The following is a 20,755-nucleotide window of genomic DNA, read 5'->3' on the forward strand; positions in this document are numbered from 1 at the left end:
GCCGTGGAACTGCAAGAGCGAATCGCGATATTTCAACAATTTGGCCGGACCTACCGTGCATTCATGACCGCGTTCGAGTCGCGTGTCGGTTTGCCGTTGCCCCGCTGGCGGATTCTGCTGGCACTCTACGACCACGCACGGCTTGTCGAGCAGGGGGCGGGGGCGGTGAGCGGCGACGATACGCCGCACGGCGGACCAAGCCTGTCGCAAAAGCGGCTCGTGGAACGGCTCAGCATCGACCCGGGCGCATTGACCCGGCAGTTAAAGCAGCTTGAAAGCCTCGGGTGGATCGCCCGCAGTACGGACGAGCGGGACAACCGGTTAACCAATGTCGTGCTAACGGACGCAGGGCGTCAGGCAGTCGAGCACGGATTACCGCGCCGCAACGCGTTTCTTGCAAGTGCGCTCGGGGCACTGTCCGAAGATGCACTGCATGCGCTCGAGGAAGCACTCAAGAACATCGAGTGTTGCGTGACGCATGGCGAGCCGTCGGTCCTGGCCGAGCACGGCGACGCGCCAGCCATTGAATGACAGCTTGACCCGCGACAGCTTGACCCGCCGATAGGCATGCGGGCCCATCATCCGGGTGACTTCTCCGCAGGCAAAGCTTCGCCACGGGGCCTGGTATCCGGCGCGGCGCGCGCAACGATGCCACGCGGCCCGGCTCAGTGCCGCGCCGCTTGCCCCACATTACAGGTTCCATGTCCTAGGCGGGCAGCCAGTGCGCCATCTCGACCTGCACCGGCTGATGGACAGCGCTGCCCAGCCATACGTCGCCGTCCTGGACCGTGCATTGCAGCCGCATCGTGCGTTCGGCCAGCGTCGCGAGCGCCGGCGCGACGCCTTCAGCGAGGTTCAATACGGTGACATTGCGCAGTCGCGCGACCTTGCCCTGGATCGCGTCCCACCAGATCCGGGATGTGCGTCCAGCGTATACCAGCACGACCACGTCGTCTGCCCGCGCGCTCGCTTTAGCGATGCGCCGCTCGTCCGGCTGGCCGACTTCAATCCATCGTTGCACTGCGCCAGTCAAGTCCTTTTGCCACAGGTCCGGCTCGTCGGTATCGGACAGCCCTTTGCAGAACTCGAGCCGCTCGTGTGCATACAGCGCGAATGCCAACAGGCGCACCATCATCCGTTCATCGGTTTCGGACGGATGCCGGGCCAGCGTCAGCGAATGGTCTGCATAGTAATGACGATCCATGTCGGCGATCTGCAGCTCGGCTTTGTAAATTGTTGATTTCAGCGCCATCGGTTAAACAGTATTCGTTGCGAGTGCCGCGCCGGGACTTGCACGACCCGCATGGTCTGTGCAATCCGCGTGACCGCCGTCGCTTCTGTGGCGTACCGGCTCGCGTGATCGGCACCGCTTCGATGCTGAACACTTTTTACGCAGCATGCACAGCCTGTGTGGACGTGCATAGCCTGCGCGGACTGCACAGCCCGCGTAAGCGTGTATGCGATGCATCAAGATGGGGCACGGTCGCACGGCTTATTGGCGCGCGGTTCGCGCGTTGTCCGGCAACGGCAGGTTGAAATTGGTGCGCAGTGGGTTGATGTCCAGCCCGCCGCGTCGCGTATAGCGTGCGTAGACTGCCAGCTTGATCGGCTTGCACACGCGTTGGATGTCGATGAAGATGCGCTCCACGCATTGCTCGTGAAACCCAGTGTGGTCGCGGTATGACACGATGTAGCGTAACAGGCCGGCGTGGTCGATCGGTGGGCCGACGTACCGGATCTGGATGCTGCCCCAGTCCGGTTGCCCGGTCACCGGGCAATTGGACTTAAGTAGATTCGAAAACACCGTTTCATCGACAGGCGCCTGGTGGGTGTCAGCGCTCAGCAGTGACGGGTCAGGCGTGTAAATATCGGTGTCCAGATCCAACCGGTCTAGCGACGTTCCCGCAAGTTCATCTAGCGCCAGCGTCGCGAATTCGGCCGGCGGCGTGAGCCGTACCGACACGTTCGCGCCCGCGCATGCGCAGACGTCGCGGTGGATAGTCTCGCGCAGCGTGTCGATCGACGCAATACGTGTCTGCGCGAACGACCCTAGATACAGCTTGAACGATTTGGATTCGATAATATTGGGCGATTCGGCTGGCACGTGGAACGTAGCCAGCGCGATCTGCGGCTTGCCGCGCTCGTTCAGCCAAGATAGCTCGTACGCGTTCCAAATATCGGTGCCGAAGAACGGCAGTACTGCCGGTACGCCGATTGCGTCGCGGCCTTGCCTGCGCTCGATCGGGAACAACAGCGTCGGGTCATACTGCTGAGCATAGCCTACCGGCTTGCCCAAAGGGGATTGGTCGGGTGTCATGTTGCGGCTCGAACTTAAGCGAGGAACAATTTGTACGCTGGGTTGGCTGTTTCGTCCCAATGGGGATACCCCAGCGCCGCCAGGAACTGCTGGAACTGGGCGTCTTCGTCCATCGGCACTTGCAGGCCCACCAGGATCGAGCTGTAGTCCGCGCCGCCATTGCGGTAATGGAACAGGCTGATATTCCAGTCGGGCGCCATCGATGATAGGAACTTCATCAGCGCGCCCGGGCGTTCCGGGAACGCGAATCGGTACAGGCGCTCATCGCGGGCCAGCGGTGAGTGGCCGCCGACCATGTACCGCACGTGCTGTTTGGATAGCTCGTCGTTGGTCAGATTGACGATCGCAAAGCCATGTTTCTCGAAGGTCTGGGCAATCAGCTGCGACTCGTCGCGACGCTGGATCTGCAGGCCGACGAAAATGTGCGCTTGCTCAGCGTCGGCGATCCGATAGTTGAATTCGGTGACGTTGCGTGCGCCGATCAATTCGCACAAGCGCTTGAAGCTGCCGCGCTCCTCAGGGATCGTCGCTGCGAACACCGCTTCGCGTGCTTCGCCCACCTCGGCGCGTTCCGCAACGAAACGCATCCGATCGAAGTTCATGTTCGAGCCCGAGGTGATCGCAACAAACGTGCGGCCCTCCGACTTTTCGCGTTCGGCATAGGCCTTGGCGCCGGCGACGGCCAGCGCGCCGGCCGGTTCCAACACGCTGCGTGTATCCTGAAAAACGTCCTTGATCGCCGCGCATAGCGCGTCGGTGTCCACGGTCACGAAACCGTCGACGTATTGCTGCACGAGCCGAAATGTCTCTTCGCCGACGAGCTTGACCGCCGTGCCATCGCTGAACAGGCCGACTTCGCTGAGCGCGACGCGCTCACCTTTTGCGATCGAGCGCGCCATCGCGCATGAATCGTCGGTTTGTACGCCGATGACCTTGATCTCCGGGCGAAGCGCCTTGACGTATGCCGCGACGCCGGCGATTAGGCCACCGCCACCGATCGGCACGAAGATCGCGTCAATCGGACTCTGGTGCTGGCGCAGGATTTCCATTGCGACGGTGCCCTGGCCCGCGATCACGTCCGGATCGTCGAACGGATGCACAAACGTCAACCCGTACTGCTGCTGGATCTGCAGCGCATGCGTGTAGGTATCGGAATACGATTCGCCGTGCAACACGACCTCCACCGTCGGGCCACCGTGCGCGCGCACCGCATCGATCTTGACCTGCGGTGCGGTGATCGGCATCGCGATGACAGCCTTGCAGCCGAGTCGGGCCGCCGAATAGGCGACCCCTTGTGCATGGTTGCCGGCCGACGCGGTCACCACGCCGCGCGCCAGCGCGTCGCGCGGCAATTGCGCCATCCTATTGTATGCGCCGCGCAACTTAAACGAGAAGACCGGCTGATTGTCCTCGCGCTTCAGATAAATCGCATTCCGAATTCGAGCCGACAGGTTGCGTGCGTGTTCGAGTTCGGTTTCCCGCGCCACGTCGTAGACGCGGGCGGTCAGGATTTTCTTCAGATAATCGGGCGAGGACATGGCAGTCTGCAAAGGTATGGATCTGAAACGGCGGGAAAAGGATCAATCATAGCGCTATCCGGCGCCGCGTTCGTATGTAGGCGTGCATTCGATGCCGCAACGGCCGATTAGAGACCCGTGAAGTGGCCTGGATCAGCTGAGATATTGTTCAAACGGACAATGTCGAACGCATGGCCGCAATAAGCTGACATGGCGTGCTCCGGATGGAATACAAGATGCGGGTGGCGCGGCGAGCCGCATCCGGCGGCGTGGCTGCCCCGGATGCACCAATTCATAGGGTCGAATGGTTTTCTCCTCAAAAGGACGGCATCGGAAAGCCGGCACTCAGGTTGCTAGCCCAGCCAGCCGCGTCGATCGCAGGCGCCGTTCCGTTGTGCAGCTCGGCGCGCTGGCCGCGTCGGTGGGCGTGGGTGTGGCCACGACCGCGTTGGTCGGTGGCAACACGCGCATCGGCGGCTCGGGCGGTGGCGGCTCGGACAACGGTGAGAGCGCCCGCTTGCCGGTGTCCATCAAGGACGCGTCGCACGACACGGGCACTGGGTCGATGACCACGGTGCTGCTGGTGTTTCCTGACCATTTTTCGTTTCGTCCCGACGAGATATTCGTTGCCGTGCTGGGCCGCGCGCCATGGGCGCCAGACGTATTCGGTTATGTTGACCCGGTGCGCGGCACGTTTCATCCGACGGGAAGCGCAGCCGATTTCCGGCTCGACAGCGCGACGATGACGTTCAGCGTGTCGACATTGCGGCGCGACGGCGGCCAGTCACTGACGCTGACCATCCCGCCGTTGGCCAGCGGCCGCGTGTATTTCGCGTTCGGACGCGGGTTCGACGCAATGCCGCCATTCGGCGCGGGTGGGCCATCCAATGGCGCGGACAATCCGGTGCTGTACGACAAGTTCGAATTGCATACGGCTGACCACCCGAACTTCAAACTGACCAATGCCGATTTCTGGTCCGTGCCCTTCACGATTTCGGCAATCGACGCGAACACTGGGACACGGCGCGTGGTGGGTTATCCGCACCGGCGCGCCGACATGATCGCCGCGTTTGATTCGATCCCTGTGCCCGACGCGGCGGAGCCGTTCGGCAATCCTAGCATCTTCAAGGCGCTGCGGGTGAGCGCGAACGATGGCCGGCTCACGCGGATACTGTCGCCCAAGCAGGCCCGTTTCACCGATTGGGGGAGGGACGATGCCACCCGGCTGGCCTTGGCGCAGCGCTTCACGCACTTCTGGGATCGCTACGTGAACGAGTTGTGCTGGCGGCCGAATCGCCTCTTTTCCTTCTACGGCAAGGATTTGACCGACAAGCGGGTATTCTACGGCCGCGTCGCGCCCGACGGCATGACGCTGTCATTGTTCACCGATGCGGCGTACACGGTGCCGTACCGCGTCCCGACGCTGCCGCGGCCTAGCGCGCGCTGGGGGCAGCCTGACTATTCCCCGGCCGATGGCAATCCGTCGCTGTTTCATAATACGGATTCGTCCGTAGGTCCGATCGACTGGGGATTTCTGCTGGCTGGTAACGCTGGCGCGCAGGCCGGCGACGGTGCGCATTGGGCCAGCGATCCGGCGGCGATCGCCATCGCGATGTCGATCTGTCGCGGCGTCATGCACCTGGACGACGGCTGCGTGTCATGGATTGATCCGGCGCGGTTCTACAACGGCGCGGGCGATGGCGTGGATACGCCGCGCATGCCGATCTTCTGGTACGCGAAGTTGCTACACGCGTTCGGCATCGACGCACGGGCGTACGCGTTTTCCTATGACGACGTGTACGGGACCGATCCGGCCGTGTATTTTGGCAGCCATTCCGAGTTGATCGTGCAGTTCGGCCAGATGTGAAGTACCCGGCGTGGCCGTGCGCACTGACAACGCGCCGCCTGCGGTTGCAGTACAATCGGGGTCTGGAATCAGGATCGAACGATGCATTGGCAGACCCGAACCGCTTTTTCGACCGTTGAGCCGCGCTGCAACTGGCCGGCGCCGTCGGCTATCGAGCGGCTCGCGCGTAGCTCGCGATCGTGCCGCTGCCGGTGACACCGGCGAAGCCTCACACCGTCAATGCTGGTCCACAAGACCTCGTGGCGACAGAACAGGCGCCCGTCAGGCTTTCCGCCTCCAGACCTTGCAGACCACAGCGCGTTACCGCGCCGTCGGCGCTCAAGTCCCGCGACTGCCTGGACGCGCTGGCCAACTGAATTGCAAAACATGAACGCACCTCAAGCCTTCGATCCTCATGGCGCGGCTGCCGCCGTTGCGCTGGATACTGAGCCGCGCTTGCGCGAGATTCCCTACAATTACACGTCGTTTTCCGACCGTGAGATCGTCATTCGCCTGCTTGGCGACGATGCGTGGCGTACGCTGGACGAGTTGCGTGCCGAGCGGCGCACTGGACGTTCGGCACGGATGCTGTACGAAGTACTCGGCGACATCTGGGTCGTGCGCCGCAATCCGTACCTGCAGGACGATCTGTTGGACAACCCAAAGCGCCGCGCGATGTTGATCGACGCGCTGAGCCATCGGCTCAACGAGATCGACAAGCGCCGGCATGCCCATCTGCGTGAGCACGGCGACGAGGCTGGTCACGGCCGCGCGGCCCGCGTCGGCTCGCTGGTCACGGCCGCACGCGGTGCGGTAGACGCGTTCGCGGCGCAATTCGAGCAAATTGCCGCGCTGCGACGCCGTGCGACGCGCGAACTGCGACGCTGGACCGAAAAGGACAATATCCGCTTCGACGGACTCTCGCGCGTGTCGCACGTGACCGATGCAACCGATTGGCGCGTCGAGTATCCGTTCGTCGTGCTGACGCCGGACACTGAAGCGGAAATGGCTGGCCTGGTGAAGGCTTGCTTCGAGTTGGGCTTGACGGTGATCCCGCGCGGCGGCGGCACAGGCTATACCGGCGGAGCGGTGCCGCTGACACCGTTTTCCGCAGTCATCAACACCGAGAAGCTTGAGCAACTCGGCCCGGTCGAGTTGACTGAGCTGCCGGGTGTGTCAGGCAAGGTCGCAACGATCTTCTCTGGGGCCGGCGTCGTGACGCGGCGCGTCACGCAGGCCGCCGAGCAGGCCGGGTATGTGTTCGCCGTGGATCCGACCTCGCTCGACGCATCGTGCATCGGCGGTAATATCGCGATGAACGCCGGCGGCAAAAAGGCCGTGCTGTGGGGGACCGCGCTGGACAATCTGGCGTGGTGGCGGATGGTCGACCCGGATGGCAACTGGCTCGAGGTCACGCGCGTCGGCCATAACCTGGGCAAGATCCACGACGTGCCGAGCGCCACTTTCGAGCTGCGCTGGTATGACGGCAGCGCGGCGCCCGGCGAAAAATTGTTGCGCAGCGAGACGCTGACCATCGAGGGCTGGCGCTTTCGCAAGGCGGGGCTGGGCAAGGATGTGACCGACAAGTTCCTCGCGGGTCTGCCCGGCGTGCAGAAAGAAGGCTGCGACGGACTGATCACATCGGCGCGTTGGGTGCTGCACAAGATGCCGGCCCATACGCGCACCGTCTGCTTGGAGTTCTTCGGCCAGGCGCGCGATGCGATCCCGAGCATCGTCGAGATCAAGGCGCACCTGTTCGCGACCGCGAAGGCGGGCGGCGCAATCCTGGCCGGGCTGGAGCACCTGGATGAGCGCTATCTGCGCGCCGTTGGCTACGCGACCAAGTCCAAGCGCAACGCATTGCCGAAAATGGTGCTGATTGGCGACATCGTCGGTGACGATGCGGACCGGGTCGCCGAGGCGGCATCGGAAGTCGTGCGCATGGCCAACGGCAAAAGCGGCGAGGGGTTTGTCGCGGTCTCGGCCGAGGCGCGCAAGCGCTTCTGGTTGGACCGTTCACGCACGGCGGCGATTGCCAAGCATACCAACGCGTTCAAGATCAACGAAGACGTTGTGATTCCGCTGAACCGGATGGGCGAGTACACCGACGGCATCGAGCGGATCAACATCGAGCTGTCGCTGAAGAACAAGCTGCAACTGGTGGATGCGCTCGAGGCGTTCTTCGTTGCAGGCAATCTGCCGCTGGGCAAGAGCGATGACGCGAACGAGATTCCCAGCGCGGAGCTGCTGGAGGACCGTGTCGCGCAGGCGCTGGCGTTGCTGCACCAGGTCCGCGCTCGTTGGCAGTATGTGCGCGACAATCTCGACGCGCCGCTCGCGCAGGCGCGTCAGCGGCTGCGCGAGCTGGGCTGCGAGGCGTTGGCCGAGAAATTTGCGGACCGGCTCGATGCGCAGCCCGACGCGAGCGTGTTTGATCTCGCGCAGGATCGCACGATCCGGATCTCGTGGAAGCGGGAGATCCGCGCCGAATTGCGGCAGATCTTCAACGGTGGGGCGTTCAAGCCGATCCTGGACGAGGCGCAGGCGGTGCACAAGCGGGTGTTGCGCGGCCGCGTGTTTGTCGCACTGCACATGCATGCTGGCGATGGCAACGTGCATACGAATATCCCGGTGAACTCGGACAACTACGAGATGCTGCAGGACGCGCACACGGCAGTGGCGCGGATCATGGCGCTGGCCCGATCACTGGACGGCGTGATCTCTGGTGAGCACGGCATCGGCATTACGAAGCTGGAGTTCCTGACCGAAGCGGAGATCGCCGAATTTCGCGCGTACAAGCAAAAGATCGACCCGCAGGGCCGCTTCAACAAAGGCAAGCTGCTGGATGGCGCGGATCTGCGCAACGCGTATACGCCGAGTTTCGGGTTGATGGGCTACGAGTCGCTGATCATGCAGCAGTCCGATATCGGCGCGATCGCCGATTCGGTCAAGGATTGCTTGCGTTGCGGCAAATGTAAGCCGGTGTGCGCGACGCACGTGCCGCGTGCGAACCTGTTGTATAGCCCGCGCAACAAGATCTTAGCGACGTCGCTGCTGGTCGAGGCGTTCCTGTATGAGGAACAGACACGGCGTGGCGTGTCGATCAAGCATTGGGACGAGTTCAATGACGTCGCGGATCACTGCACCGTATGCCATCAGTGCGTGACGCCGTGCCCGGTCAAGATCGACTTTGGCGACGTGACGATGAACATGCGCAACCTGCTGCGCAAAATGGGCAAGAAACAATTCAATCCCGGGCAGGCTGCGGGCATGTTCTTTCTGAACGCGACCAATCCGCAGACAATTCATGCCGCGCGCGTGGTGATGATGGACATCGGCTACAAGGCGCAGCGCTTGGCCAGCGACGTGCTCAAGACGCTCGGGCGCAAGCAGACGCAGCGCCCGCCGGCGACCACCGGCCGTCCCAGGGCGGTTGAGCAGGTGATCCACTTCGTGAACAAGAAGATGCCGGGTAATCTGCCGAAGAAGACGGCGCGCGCGTTGCTCGACATCGAGGACAACAAGGTAGTGCCGATCATCCGCAATCCGAAGACCACGACAGTGGACACAGAGGCGGTGTTCTACTTTCCCGGTTGCGGTTCGGAACGTTTGTTCTCGCAGGTCGGACTGGCCACGCAGGCGATGCTGTGGGAGGCCGGCGTGCAGACTGTGCTGCCGCCGGGATACCTATGCTGTGGCTACCCGCAACGCGGCGCCGGACAGTACGACAAGGCTGGGAAGATCGTCACGGACAACCGTGTGCTGTTCCACCGGGTCGCGAATACGTTGAACTACCTGGACATCAAGACGGTCGTCGTCTCGTGCGGAACCTGCTACGACCAACTCGCCGGCTATGAATTCGACAAGATATTCCCCGGCTGCCGCATCATTGACATCCATGAATTCTTATTGGAGAAGGGCCTTAAGCTGGACGGCGTGTCCGGTGTGCGCTACATGTATCACGACCCGTGCCATACGCCGATCAAGACCGTGGACCCGGTGAAGCTGGTCAACGAGCTGGTCGGCAGCCAGAAGCAGAGCTACCGGATCGAGAAGAACGATCGCTGCTGCGGCGAATCGGGCACGCTCGCGGTCACGCGTCCTGACGTGTCCACGCAAGTGCGCTTTCGCAAGGAGGAGGAAATCCGCAAGGGGGCGGCCAAATTGCGCGGCATGCCGATTGCAGCAGCGCCGCTCGGCGCCGGCGCGCCGGCCGATGTGCCCGGCGGGCCCGTGACCGGCACCGGCGTGGACGCGCCGCGCGCCGCGTTCGACGGCGACGTGAAAATTCTGACCAGCTGCCCGTCATGCCTGCAGGGATTGTCGCGCTATAACGAGGACGCGGGCATCGAGGCGGACTACATTGTCGTGGAGATGGCTCGCCATATGCTCGGTGAGAACTGGATGGCCGATTACGTGCAACGGGCGAACAGCGGCGGCATTGAACGGGTGCTTGTATGAACGCTGGTACGCCTGCTGGGTCGGCCGAGGTTGCGTCGCGCGACGCGGCATCGTGCGTGTTCTGTGCGCAGGAGGGGGGCACCGTGTGGTGGCGCGACGCGTGGCTGCGGGTGATCGAGGCGGACGAGCCGGACTATCCGGGATTTTGTCGGCTCGTGTGGAACGCGCATGTCACCGAGTTTAGCGACCTGTCGGCTGAAGAGCGTGAGCATCTGATACGTGCGCTGGCTGCGCTCGAGCGCGCATTGCGCGCGACGTTGAATCCGGACAAGATCAATATCGCGAGTCTGGGCAACATGGTCGCTCACCAGCACTGGCACGTGATCCCGCGCTTTGCCGACGATCCGCATTTTCCGGCACCCGTGTGGGCCGCCCGGTGCCGCGAGCCGTCTGCGCGGCAGCATGCCGCACGCGTTGCGGCGGCGGCCGGCTTGGGCGCCGCGGTGCGCGACGCGTTGCAGCGCGAATTTGGCTGAACTGAGAATGGAGTTGTCGATGGCAGGTTTGTCTCCCGATACGCCGGTGCCGACTGGCATCGTCGTGCATTCGGCATCGCGCGTGCTGGAACTGCGCTATGCGGACGGTGCATGCTACAGGCTGCCTTTCGAGTACCTGCGGGTGTGGTCCCCGTCGGCCGAGGTGCGCGGGCACGGCCCGGGCCAGGAAACGCTGCAGACCGGCAAGCGCGACGTGACGATCGTGTCAATCGAGCCAGTTGGCCACTACGCGTTGCAGCCGACGTTTTCCGACGGACACAATTCCGGCATCTATTCATGGGATCTGCTGTACGATCTCGCGACTCGGCAAGCCGAATACTGGCAAGCCTATCTCGACAAGCTGGCGGACGCCGGCGTGGACCGTGACGCGCCGATGGGCGAGGCGGCGCGCACGCGCGACGGCCACCGCCACTGACATCCCCACACGCATTACCGCGGCGCATGCCGCGCTCTTTCACGCAAGGAACCGCCGCCATGACGAAGACCCATTTCGGTTATCAGACCGTCGATGAGAGCGAGAAGGCGCATAAGGTCGCTGGAGTGTTCCATTCCGTGGCCTCACGCTATGACGTGATGAATGACCTGATGTCGGGCGGACTGCACCGCATGTGGAAGGCCTTCGCCATCGCCCAGGCCGGGGTGCGTCTCGGCTACAGCGTGCTGGATCTGGCTGGTGGCACGGGCGACTTAGCCAAGGCGTTTGCCCGGCAAGCCGGACCGTCCGGACAGGTATGGCATACCGACATTAACGAGTCGATGCTGCGCGTGGGGCGCGACCGCCTGCTCGACCAGGGCATCGTCACGCCGACGCTATTGTGCGATGCGGAAAAAATTCCGTTTCCCGACCATTACTTCAATGTGGTGAGTGTCGCGTTCGGTCTGCGCAACATGACTCACAAGGAGGTCGCGCTCGCCGAGATGCGCCGCGTGCTCAAGCCTGGCGGCCGGCTGTTGGTACTGGAGTTCTCCAAAGTGTGGCAACCGCTGAAGAAGTTCTACGATGTGTATTCATTCAAGGTGTTGCCGTGGCTCGGCGAGAAAGTGGCGCGCGATTCCGACAGCTATCGGTACTTGGCCGAGTCGATTCGGCTGCACCCGGATCAGGACACGCTAAAAACAATGATGGAACAAGCTGGACTAGACGCCGTCAAATATTACAATCTGTCAGGTGGCGTTGTTGCACTGCATGTCGCCACCAAATACTAGCGACCGTCCAGGAGATCAGATGTCGGCTCAGTCCCGTTTTTCCAGTCATTCCTCCCATTTGCCCGCTACCGGCGCACCGCGCCTGAGCACACGCATCAGCCGCCGGTTCGGCGTGATTGCAGCAGCCGGCTTGTTGGCTATCGGCTCGTTCAGCGCATTCGATGCCGACGCAAAGCGCATGGGCGGCGGCCGCTCGATCGGCAAGCAGTCACAGATCACGCGGCAGGCGACGCCGCCCGCACAACCGAACGCGCCGCGGCAGGGCACGCCGTCCCAGCCCGCACAGGGCGCGCAGGCGGCCCGCGGGCAAACCCCGCCGCCCGCGGCGGCCCAGCCCAAGCGTAATTGGATGGGGCCACTCGCGGGATTGGCCGCCGGCTTTGGGTTGGCGGCGTTGTTGTCGCATTTTGGACTCGGCGGCGCGTTGGCCAGCGTACTAAGCAACGTGATCCTGATTGCCCTGGTTGCGCTCGTCGGGTTGTGGCTGTTCCGCAAGTTCGCTAATCGCAACGCACGGCCTGCTGCCGCTTATGCGCATGGTGGCTTCGAGCCGCCTTCCAGTGCGTCACTGCGGCAATATGACGCACCGGTGGCCGCGCCGTCGCAAGTACCCGCAGCGGACGGCTTGGGCCAAACGGGCGTCGTGCCCGAGGGCCAGGCCCGCGTCACCGCGGATCCTAGCGTGCTTGACGTTCCCGTGGTGCCAGCCGGCTTCGACGTCGACGCATTCATGCGCCAGGCAAAGGTGGCGTTCGTGCGGCTACAGGCGGCCTGGGATGCCGGCAATCTCGACGACATCCGCGAGTTCACGACGCCCGAAATGTTTGCCGAGATTAAGCTGGATCTCGATTCACGCCACGGTGAAAACCGCACCGACGTGGTGCAGTTGAACGCCGATCTGGTCGGCGTCGAGGACCGGGGTGGCAACGAGTACGTGGCGTCGGTGCGCTTCCATGGTCTGCTGCGCGAGGCCCAGGGTGCCGCGGCCGAGCCATTCGCCGAAATGTGGAACTTAAGCCGCAACGCGCGCAGCGGTGAAGGCTGGGTGCTGGCCGGCATCCAGCAACTGTCCTGACGATCCGGCTACACGGAATCGGGCGGCGCAGGCAAGCGCCGCCACGGACGTTACAATAACAGCCCGCGCGAGCGCCGCTTGCGCGGGCTTTCTTTCTGCCCCGATGACCATTGCCGCCAAGCCTTTCGTTGCCGTCGTCAACCATTTACTGATCCGCGAAGCGTGGGCGCGCGAGCGCCTGCTGCCGTACGCGGGGAAAACCGCGCGGCTGGTGTTGTCTCCGGCCGTGCTAGAGTTGGCCGTGCAGGGCGATGGCACGGTCGCTGTGCGGCAGCGTCCGCCTGCCGGCGCCACTGCGCTGGCACCGGCCGCATCCGGCGGGGCGTGCGACGTGTGGGCCAAGGCACCGCACGCGGCGCGGGACGGCGCGTCGGCGTCGCACGCGCCTATGCCCCCAACGGTCGACGTAACGATCACGGTGCCGCCGTCGGCGTTGTCTGCGTTCACTGCCGGTGGGCAGGCGGCGATCCTCAAGCACGTGCGGATCGAGGGCGACGCGGAATTCGCGGCGACGATCGCGAAGCTCGCGGAGCATTTGCGCTGGGAGGCCGAGGAGGATCTCGCACGTCTGATCGGTGACGTGCCAGCCCACCGCATTGCGTCGGTGGCGCGGGCCGTCTCGGCCTACGCGCGCCGCACCGCAGGGGGCTTAGTCGGTTCGCTGACCGAATACCTGCTGGACGAGAATCCGCAACTGGTCCGCCGCGCACGATTCGAGCAATTCGGCGATGAGCTCGCGCGCGCGCGCGACACGCTTGCTCGGATCGAGAAGCGCATCGAGCGCGCCGAATGCGGCGTCGCGACGCGCCCGGGCGGCGCCGCGTCATCCACGGGAGCACGCTCCCGCTCGGCTGACGACCTGCACTGATCCGGCCGCCCATGAGAATCCTACGCTTTTTCAAAATACTATTTACAGTCTATCGCTTCGGACTCGACGAGGTGATGCTGGGGCACATTGCCGACTGGCGCGTGAAGCTGCTGGTGCGCGTGATGACGTTCGGCCGTCCGATCCGGATTCCGCGCGCGCAGCGGTTGCGCCTGGCGTTGGAAAGTCTCGGGCCGATCTTCGTGAAGTTCGGTCAGGTCCTGTCCACCCGGCGCGACCTGTTGCCGGTGGATATCGCGACCGAGCTGGCGAAGCTGCAGGATCAGGTCCCGCCATTCGATTCTGCGGTGGCGACCGCGTTGATCGAGAGGTCGCTGGGCAAGCCGGTCGATGTGCTGTTCGACGAGTTCGAACGGGTGCCGGTGGCCAGCGCTTCGATCGCGCAGGTGCACTTCGCGCGCCTGAAGAGCGGCACGCACGCCGGCAAGCCCGTGGCAATCAAGGTGCTGCGCCCCGGCATGCTGCCGGTGATCGACTCCGATCTCGCGCTATTGCGCGACATCGCGCGCTGGACCGAGCGGCTGTGGGCTGACGGCAAGCGGCTGCGGCCCCGCGAGGTGGTGGCGGAGTTCGATAAGTACCTGCACGACGAATTGGATCTGATGCGCGAGGCGGCGAACGCAAGCCAACTGCGCCGCAACTTTGCTGCACTGGACCTGCTGCTGGTGCCGGAGATGTACTGGGAGTATTGCACGTCGACGGTGATCGTGATGGAGCGGATGATTGGCGTGCCGATCAGCCAGGTAGACACGCTGCGCTCGGCCGGCGTCGACATCCCGAAGCTTGCGCGGCAAGGCGTGGAGATCTTCTTCACACAGGTGTTTCGCGACGGGTTCTTCCATGCAGACATGCACCCCGGCAACATCCAGGTGAGCTTAGACCCGGACCATTTCGGCCGTTATATCGCGCTGGACTTCGGGATCATCGGCGCGCTGTCGGATTTCGACAAGAATTATCTGGCGCAGAATTTCCTTGCGTTTTTCAAACGCGACTACCACCGGGTCGCGACGTTGCACCTGGAATCCGGGTGGGTGCCCCCGCACACGCGGGTCGAGGAACTGGAGAGCGCGATCCGCGCGGTGTGCGAGCCGTACTTCGACCGCGCGCTGAAGGACATTTCGCTCGGCCAGGTGCTGATGCGACTGTTCTCGACGTCGCGGCGCTTCAACGTCGAGATCCAGCCGCAATTGGTCCTGCTGCAAAAGACGATGCTCAACGTCGAGGGCCTGGGCCGCGCGCTTGACCCGGAACTCGATCTGTGGAAAACGGCCAAGCCGTATCTCGAGCGCTGGATGAACGATCAGATTGGCTGGCGCGGTTGGATGGAAAGGCTGAAAATCGAATCGCCGCAATGGAGCAAGACGCTGCCACAAGTGCCGCGCCTGATCCATCATGCGTTGTCCCGGCATCACGATCAGCCGCCGCGTGCGACCGAGGCTTTGATGCGGCGGATACTGATTGAGCAGCAACGGACCAACCGTTTGCTACAAGGACTGCTGGTATTCGGGGTGGCGGTCGGCGCCGGCGTGCTGCTGGCCCACTTCGGGCTGGCGTCCCTGGTTGGTATCGAGTCGTGTATCGGAGGTCCCCGATGAACTCAGCGAGCGGCGGCTCGTGCCGCGATGGCGGATTTGGCCCGCAACAGGACGTGCCGCAATGGGTAGACAAACGCGCGTTCCTGTGCTCGATGCCGCCGCGATGCTGGCTCGGGTATGCTGTCCGAATAACGGCGCTGGCGCCGCCGGGCGCATTGCTCGCCGGGTTTTTCTTTGTCGGTGTGACGCCGAAAGGCCCGCCGTTTGGCATCGAGCGCGACACGCTGCTGAACTCGTCGTTCGAACGGGTGGACGAGCGTCCGGTCAACGGCTCACTGCCGGTGTTCGGTCAACATGAGCGCTGGATAAGCTGGCGTCGGCGTGCGTAAGACGCCACCATTTCCGGCTATAATTCAAGGCTTTGCGAGATCCTTGAGGGGTGATAGGGCGATGCCGATCTATGCATATCGTTGCGAGTCCTGCGGCTTTAAGAAAGACGCGTTGCAAAAACTTAGCGATGCACCGCTGAGCCAGTGTCCCGAGTGCGGCCGCGACACGTTCCGCAAGCAGGTCACTGCAGCGGGATTCCAATTGAAAGGCTCCGGCTGGTACGTGACCGATTTCCGCGGCGGTAACTCGGGCGGCAATAACCAATCCGAGGGCGGGGAAGGCGGCGCGAGCAAGGCGCCCGCCGCGAAGGAGGCGGGCAGCGGCAGCGCGGACGGCGCGACCAGCGCCGGTGCGTCCACCGCACCGGCTGCGGCAGGCAGCGCGACGCCGTCGTCCAACGCGGGCACGTCTGCCTGAGCATCGATCCATGAAAATCAAGACGACCAAGAAGACGCTGAAGAACGTATTTCTGACCGGGCTGCTGGTGCTCGTGCCACTGGCAATCACGCTGTGGGTGCTGGGGTTGATCATCGGCACGATGGACCAGACGCTGCTGTTGCTGCCCGAAGCGTGGCAGCCGGAGCGCGTGTTCGGCTTTCGCCTGCCCGGCCTGGGTGCGGTGCTGACGCTGGCGTTCGTTTTCGTGGTCGGCCTCTTGACTCAGAACCTGATCGGGCAGACGCTCGTCAACTGGTGGGAAAAGCTACTGGCTCATATTCCCGTCGTCGGTCCGTTGTACACGAGTGTCAAGCAGGTATCTGACACGCTGCTGTCGTCCAGCGGCAATGCGTTCCGCAAGGCGTTGCTGATCGAATATCCGCGCAAGGGCTCGTACACAATTGGCTTTCTGACCGGGATTCCAGGCGGTGACGTCGCTAACCACTTGAATGGCGATCATGTCAGCGTCTATGTACCGACCACGCCGAACCCTACGTCGGGCTTCTTCCTCATGGTGCCAAAAAACGAGGTGGTGGAGTTGGACATGACGGTGGATGCCGCGCTGAAGTACATCGTGTCAATGGGCGTGGTGGCCCCGGTTGCATCGCCGGTGCCGGCCGTTGCGCCGCCGCGCCGTCCCGTCGAGCCGCTGCTCTGATTATTGCGGGCGTCGCCCGCGCGCCGGCATGATGCCGATCGCGCCGTCGCCTATCTTTACGAATGAAAGACGAACATCATGTCGATGAGATCTGAATATTGTGGTCGGGTGACTGAAAAACTGCTGGGCCAATCGGTGTCGCTCTGCGGCTGGGTGCATCGGCGCCGCGACCATGGCGGTGTCATTTTCATCGACTTGCGCGACTGCGAGGGATTGGTGCAAGTGGTGTGCGACCCCGACCGGCCGGACATGTTTAAGACCGCCGAAGGGGTGCGCCATGAGTTCTGTGTGCGTGTGGTCGGCATCGTGCGGGCACGCCCGGAAGGCACCCTCAACGCGAATTTGACCAGTGGTCAGATCGAGGTGTTATGCCACGAGCTGACGGTACTCAATGCATCAGTGACGCCGCCGTTCCAGCTGGACGACGAGAACCTGTCGGAGACCACACGTCTGACGCATCGCGTACTGGACCTGCGCCGGCCGCAGATGCAGCACAACCTGCGCCTGCGCTACCGTGTCGCAATGGAGTCGCGCAAGTACCTGGACGAGCAGGGGTTCATCGACATCGAGACGCCGATGCTCACGAAGAGCACGCCGGAAGGCGCACGCGACTACCTGGTGCCGTCGCGCGTGAACGCAGGGATGTTCTTCGCGTTGCCGCAGTCGCCGCAGCTGTTCAAGCAGCTGCTGATGGTGGCGAACTTTGACCGGTATTATCAAATCACGAAATGCTTTCGCGACGAGGACCTGCGCGCGGACCGGCAGCCGGAGTTCACGCAGATCGACTGCGAGACGTCGTTCTTGAACGAGCAGGAGATCCGCGACCTATTCGAGGCGATGATTCGCCATGTGTTCAAGGCGACGATCAACGTCGAGCTTGCCGATCCATTCCCGGTCATGCAGCATGCGGAAGCGATGCGCCGCTTCGGCTCGGACAAGCCCGACCTGCGCGTGAAGCTAGAATTCACCGAGTTGACCGACGTGATGAAGGACGTCGATTTCAAGGTGTTCAGCACGCCGGCGAACACGAAGGACGGCCGGGTGGCCGCGCTGCGCGTGCCCAACGGAGCGGAGCTGACGCGTGGCGATATCGACGGCTATACGGACTTCGTGCGCATCTATGGTGCAAAGGGTCTTGCGTGGATCAAGGTCAACGAGGTGGCCAAGGGGCGCGACGGCTTGCAAAGCCCGATCGTGAAGAACCTGCATGATGCGTGCATTGCGGCAATCCTCGAGCGCACCGGCGCGCAGGACGGCGACATCCTTTTCTTCGGCGCGGACCGCGCCAAGGTGGTCAACGACAGTCTCAGTGCGCTGCGGTTAAAAATTGGCCACTCGGCGTTCGGCCGCAGTGCCGGACTGGTCGAGCAGGGCTGGAAACCGCTGTGGGTCATCGATTTCCCAATGTTCGATTACGACGACGAGGATAATCGCTGGGTTGCCGCGCATCACCCGTTCACCAGCCCAAAGGACGAACACCTCGAATATCTCGAGGTTGATCCGGGTCGTTGCCTTGCAAAAGCGTACGACATGGTGCTCAACGGCTGGGAAATTGGCGGCGGTTCGGTGCGGATCCATCGCGAAGACGTGCAAAGCAAGGTGTTCCGCGCGCTGAAGATCGGCCCGGAGGAAGCGCGTGCGAAATTTGGCTTCTTGCTCGACGCGTTGCAATACGGCGCGCCGCCGCACGGTGGCATTGCATTCGGCCTGGACCGGATCGTCACGATGATGGCCGGCGCGGATTCGATTCGCGACGTGATCGCGTTCCCGAAGACCCAGCGTGCGCAGTGCCTGCTCACGCAAGCGCCGAGCGAGGTGGATGAGCGTCAATTGCGCGACCTGCATATCCGGCTGCGCAACGCCGAGCCGGTGAACGCGTAGTACGGCGCGCGGCGCAAGTTGCCGATGTCCCGGCCGTTTAAGATCCCGGAGTCGGTGCTGGTGGTGATTCACACCGCCAAGCTGGACGTGCTGGTCCTCGAACGCGCCGATCGCTCCGGTTTCTGGCAATCGGTGACTGGTTCGAAGGACACGCCCGACGAGCCGCTTGCGCTGACCGCGGCACGCGAAGTGTTCGAGGAGACAGGCATCGCGGTTGGCACGGCGCAGGTGCCGGCCGACGCGCTGCTCGATTGGTGCCATGCGATCGAGTACGAGATCTACCCGCAATGGCGCTATCGCTATGCGCCCGGCGTGAAGCGTAATATCGAGCACTGGTTTAGCCTCTGCGTGCCGCAATCCATTGAGATCACGCTGGCACCGCGTGAGCACGTCGCGTATGCGTGGCTGCCTTACCGGGACGCCGCGGCGCGTTGTTTTTCGGCATCGAATCGCGACGCGATCCTGCAGTTGCCGGGGCGACTCGCTGCCAGTTAAGCGGAGCGCGGCAATGGTGGCCACCATCAGGCGTCTGGTTCGGCTTCGACAGACGATGCTGGATGGCCATCGTAAGCCTCGGTTGCGCTTTACCGCCGGCAATGACGTGCGGATCTTTGGATCCGGCACCGCGCTGTTCGATGCGTTGATTGAGCGAATTGACGCGGCCGAACACGAGGTCGCGCTCGAGACGTATATTTTCCGCGACGATCCATGCGGCGCGCGCGTCAGCGCGGCGCTGGCGCGTGCCGCCGCGAGGGGCGTGCACGTGCGGGTGATCATCGACGGCATCGGCACTCCGCGCAGTGAATTGCTACGTGCATGGCACGATGCCGGCATCGAGCACCGTATCTACAATCCGGGCGTCTTCAGTATCCGCTTCGGATTTTCCCGCACCCATCGCAAGCTGGCTGCCGTCGATCGACGCTATGGTTTTTGCGGCGGACACAACGTCATAGACGACCGGCTGGAAGCGGGCCAACCGTTGCCGTTTGCCCGATGGGACTATTCGGCTGAGGTGATCGGTCCCGCCGTCGTGGATCTGGTCGAGGCGTTCGACCTGCAATGGCGACGTATCGACCAAGCTCGGATTCCGCCGCCGCCAGCAGTGCCGCACGAACGTCTGGCGCACGGACCGGGCGGCGCCCCGGTAACCGATGCCGCGGCAGCCCGCTGCTTAACTGCCGCTGGCCGGGACCCTCCCGGCGAGGCCACGCCGCGTCCCGCTCGGGCGCGCCGCCGTGCGCTCGGGGCGCTTGACACGCCGGCAGACGTACCGCAGGTCGCGTTTGTCGCACGCGATAACGTCAATAATCGACGCGCGATTGAGCGTGCCTATCGGCTGGCGATTCGGCAGGCGCGGGACGAGATCCTAGTGGCTAACCCGTACTTCGTGCCCGGCCGCCGGATGCGCCGCGAGTTGGTCCGCGCAGCACGCCGTGGCGTGCGGGTGTCATTGGTGATCGGACGCAACGAATTTGTCGCGCTGGACTACGCGGTGCCGTTTCTCTATCAGTCGTTGCTGCGCGTGGGTATCCGGATTGCCGAATATGACCGTACGATGCTGCATGGCAAAGTCGCGGTGGTGGATGGCGTTTGGGGCACGATCGGATCATCCAACCTCGATGCGTTATCGCTGGTGCTCAACCATGAAGCCAATCTAGTGTTGTTCCGGCATCCCGAGGTGGCCGGCATACGCGCGGCCATCCTCGAGGCTGTGGAACAATCGCGCGCCATCGACCCGCAGCGTTACGCATCGCGGCCGTGGCTGGTGCGAGTGGCGAACTGGATTGCGTACAACGGATATTGGCTCGCCATGAAGCTGCTCACCATCGGCAGCTACGATTGACGATGCAATCCATTCTTGATCCGGTGCGCAAAATCACTTGAAATGGCGCACATGCGGGTTCGACGGTGCGCCACGCAGCACCCAAAACGCGCGGGACCGGAGCACGAGCATCGAATCACATCATCACGTTGATGACCGATCATCGCGCTATACAGCACGGTCGTGCTTGTTAGAAACTCATTTCTAATAAATAGCTTGTTTCCGC

At 63.3% G+C, this 20,755-nt stretch carries 18 protein-coding genes; 15 read left to right on the forward strand and 3 right to left on the reverse strand.

Annotated features, from left to right (window positions below):
* Positions 1-3: 3 nt before the first annotated feature.
* Positions 4-531: a MarR family winged helix-turn-helix transcriptional regulator gene (locus RA167_RS01945; RefSeq protein ID WP_076786062.1), complete on the forward strand. Its 528-nt coding sequence runs from the start codon at positions 4-6 to the stop codon at positions 529-531.
* 175 nt (positions 532-706) lie between these two features.
* Here the strand turns inward: RA167_RS01945 and RA167_RS01950 are convergent, their stop codons facing one another.
* From RA167_RS01950 to ilvA, 3 genes are all read right to left on the reverse strand, one after another.
* Positions 707-1,252, reverse strand: a complete 546-nt coding sequence (locus RA167_RS01950; RefSeq protein ID WP_076786063.1) for a YaeQ family protein — start codon at positions 1,250-1,252, stop codon at positions 707-709.
* Between the two features lie 240 nt (positions 1,253-1,492).
* Positions 1,493-2,317: an NADPH-dependent 7-cyano-7-deazaguanine reductase QueF gene (queF, locus tag RA167_RS01955; protein WP_076786064.1), complete on the reverse strand. Its 825-nt coding sequence runs from the start codon at positions 2,315-2,317 to the stop codon at positions 1,493-1,495.
* Positions 2,318-2,331: 14 nt separating this feature from the next.
* Complete coding sequence (ilvA, locus tag RA167_RS01960; RefSeq protein ID WP_076786065.1) at positions 2,332-3,855, reverse strand: threonine ammonia-lyase, biosynthetic; 1,524 nt, start codon at positions 3,853-3,855, stop codon at positions 2,332-2,334.
* A gap of 373 nt (positions 3,856-4,228) precedes the next feature.
* Between ilvA and RA167_RS01965 the strand changes: the two genes are divergently transcribed.
* From RA167_RS01965 to RA167_RS02030, 14 genes are all read left to right on the forward strand, one after another.
* The gene (locus tag RA167_RS01965) at positions 4,229-5,701 is read left to right on the forward strand and encodes a beta-1,3-glucanase family protein (protein ID WP_076786066.1); all 1,473 of its coding nucleotides are present in this window, start codon (positions 4,229-4,231) and stop codon (positions 5,699-5,701) included.
* A gap of 366 nt (positions 5,702-6,067) precedes the next feature.
* Positions 6,068-10,141, forward strand: coding sequence for a DUF3683 domain-containing protein (locus RA167_RS01970; protein WP_076786067.1), 4,074 nt, complete (start codon positions 6,068-6,070; stop codon positions 10,139-10,141).
* Positions 10,138-10,617: an HIT family protein gene (locus tag RA167_RS01975; protein ID WP_076786068.1), complete on the forward strand. Its 480-nt coding sequence runs from the start codon at positions 10,138-10,140 to the stop codon at positions 10,615-10,617. The genes RA167_RS01970 and RA167_RS01975 overlap by 4 nt, the downstream gene beginning before the upstream one ends.
* A 19-nt stretch (positions 10,618-10,636) precedes the next feature.
* Positions 10,637-11,053: a gamma-butyrobetaine hydroxylase-like domain-containing protein gene (locus tag RA167_RS01980; RefSeq protein WP_076787662.1), complete on the forward strand. Its 417-nt coding sequence runs from the start codon at positions 10,637-10,639 to the stop codon at positions 11,051-11,053.
* Between the two features lie 59 nt (positions 11,054-11,112).
* A complete protein-coding gene (gene ubiE, locus RA167_RS01985; RefSeq protein WP_076787659.1) occupies positions 11,113-11,844 on the forward strand; it encodes a bifunctional demethylmenaquinone methyltransferase/2-methoxy-6-polyprenyl-1,4-benzoquinol methylase UbiE in 732 nt (243 codons plus the stop codon).
* A gap of 19 nt (positions 11,845-11,863) precedes the next feature.
* Complete coding sequence (locus RA167_RS01990) at positions 11,864-12,919, forward strand: Tim44 domain-containing protein (protein ID WP_083706024.1); 1,056 nt, start codon at positions 11,864-11,866, stop codon at positions 12,917-12,919.
* 103 nt (positions 12,920-13,022) lie between these two features.
* Positions 13,023-13,787 carry a ubiquinone biosynthesis accessory factor UbiJ gene (locus RA167_RS01995; protein ID WP_139337058.1) on the forward strand — a complete coding sequence of 255 codons (765 nt, stop codon included), beginning with the start codon at positions 13,023-13,025 and terminating at the stop codon, positions 13,785-13,787.
* An 11-nt stretch (positions 13,788-13,798) separates the two neighbouring features.
* On the forward strand, positions 13,799-15,400 hold the full coding sequence (gene ubiB, locus RA167_RS02000; RefSeq protein ID WP_076786069.1) for a ubiquinone biosynthesis regulatory protein kinase UbiB: 1,602 nt from the start codon (positions 13,799-13,801) through the stop codon (positions 15,398-15,400).
* On the forward strand, positions 15,397-15,729 hold the full coding sequence (locus RA167_RS02005) for a TPMT family class I SAM-dependent methyltransferase (RefSeq protein WP_237574364.1): 333 nt from the start codon (positions 15,397-15,399) through the stop codon (positions 15,727-15,729). The genes ubiB and RA167_RS02005 overlap by 4 nt, the downstream gene beginning before the upstream one ends.
* Before the next feature lie 61 nt (positions 15,730-15,790).
* On the forward strand, positions 15,791-16,147 hold the full coding sequence (locus tag RA167_RS02010) for an FmdB family zinc ribbon protein (protein WP_076786070.1): 357 nt from the start codon (positions 15,791-15,793) through the stop codon (positions 16,145-16,147).
* A 10-nt stretch (positions 16,148-16,157) separates the two neighbouring features.
* A complete protein-coding gene (locus RA167_RS02015) occupies positions 16,158-16,826 on the forward strand; it encodes a DUF502 domain-containing protein (RefSeq protein ID WP_139337059.1) in 669 nt (222 codons plus the stop codon).
* A 78-nt stretch (positions 16,827-16,904) separates the two neighbouring features.
* Positions 16,905-18,707, forward strand: a complete 1,803-nt coding sequence (gene aspS, locus RA167_RS02020; RefSeq protein ID WP_076786071.1) for an aspartate--tRNA ligase — start codon at positions 16,905-16,907, stop codon at positions 18,705-18,707.
* 24 nt (positions 18,708-18,731) lie between these two features.
* Complete coding sequence (gene nudB / locus RA167_RS02025) at positions 18,732-19,202, forward strand: dihydroneopterin triphosphate diphosphatase (RefSeq protein WP_076786072.1); 471 nt, start codon at positions 18,732-18,734, stop codon at positions 19,200-19,202.
* Positions 19,203-19,215: 13 nt separating this feature from the next.
* Positions 19,216-20,550 carry a phospholipase D-like domain-containing protein gene (locus RA167_RS02030; protein ID WP_076786073.1) on the forward strand — a complete coding sequence of 445 codons (1,335 nt, stop codon included), beginning with the start codon at positions 19,216-19,218 and terminating at the stop codon, positions 20,548-20,550.
* Positions 20,551-20,755: the final 205 nt, after the last annotated feature.

The organism is Mycetohabitans endofungorum (assembly GCF_037477895.1).
GTDB lineage: Bacteria > Pseudomonadota > Gammaproteobacteria > Burkholderiales > Burkholderiaceae > Mycetohabitans.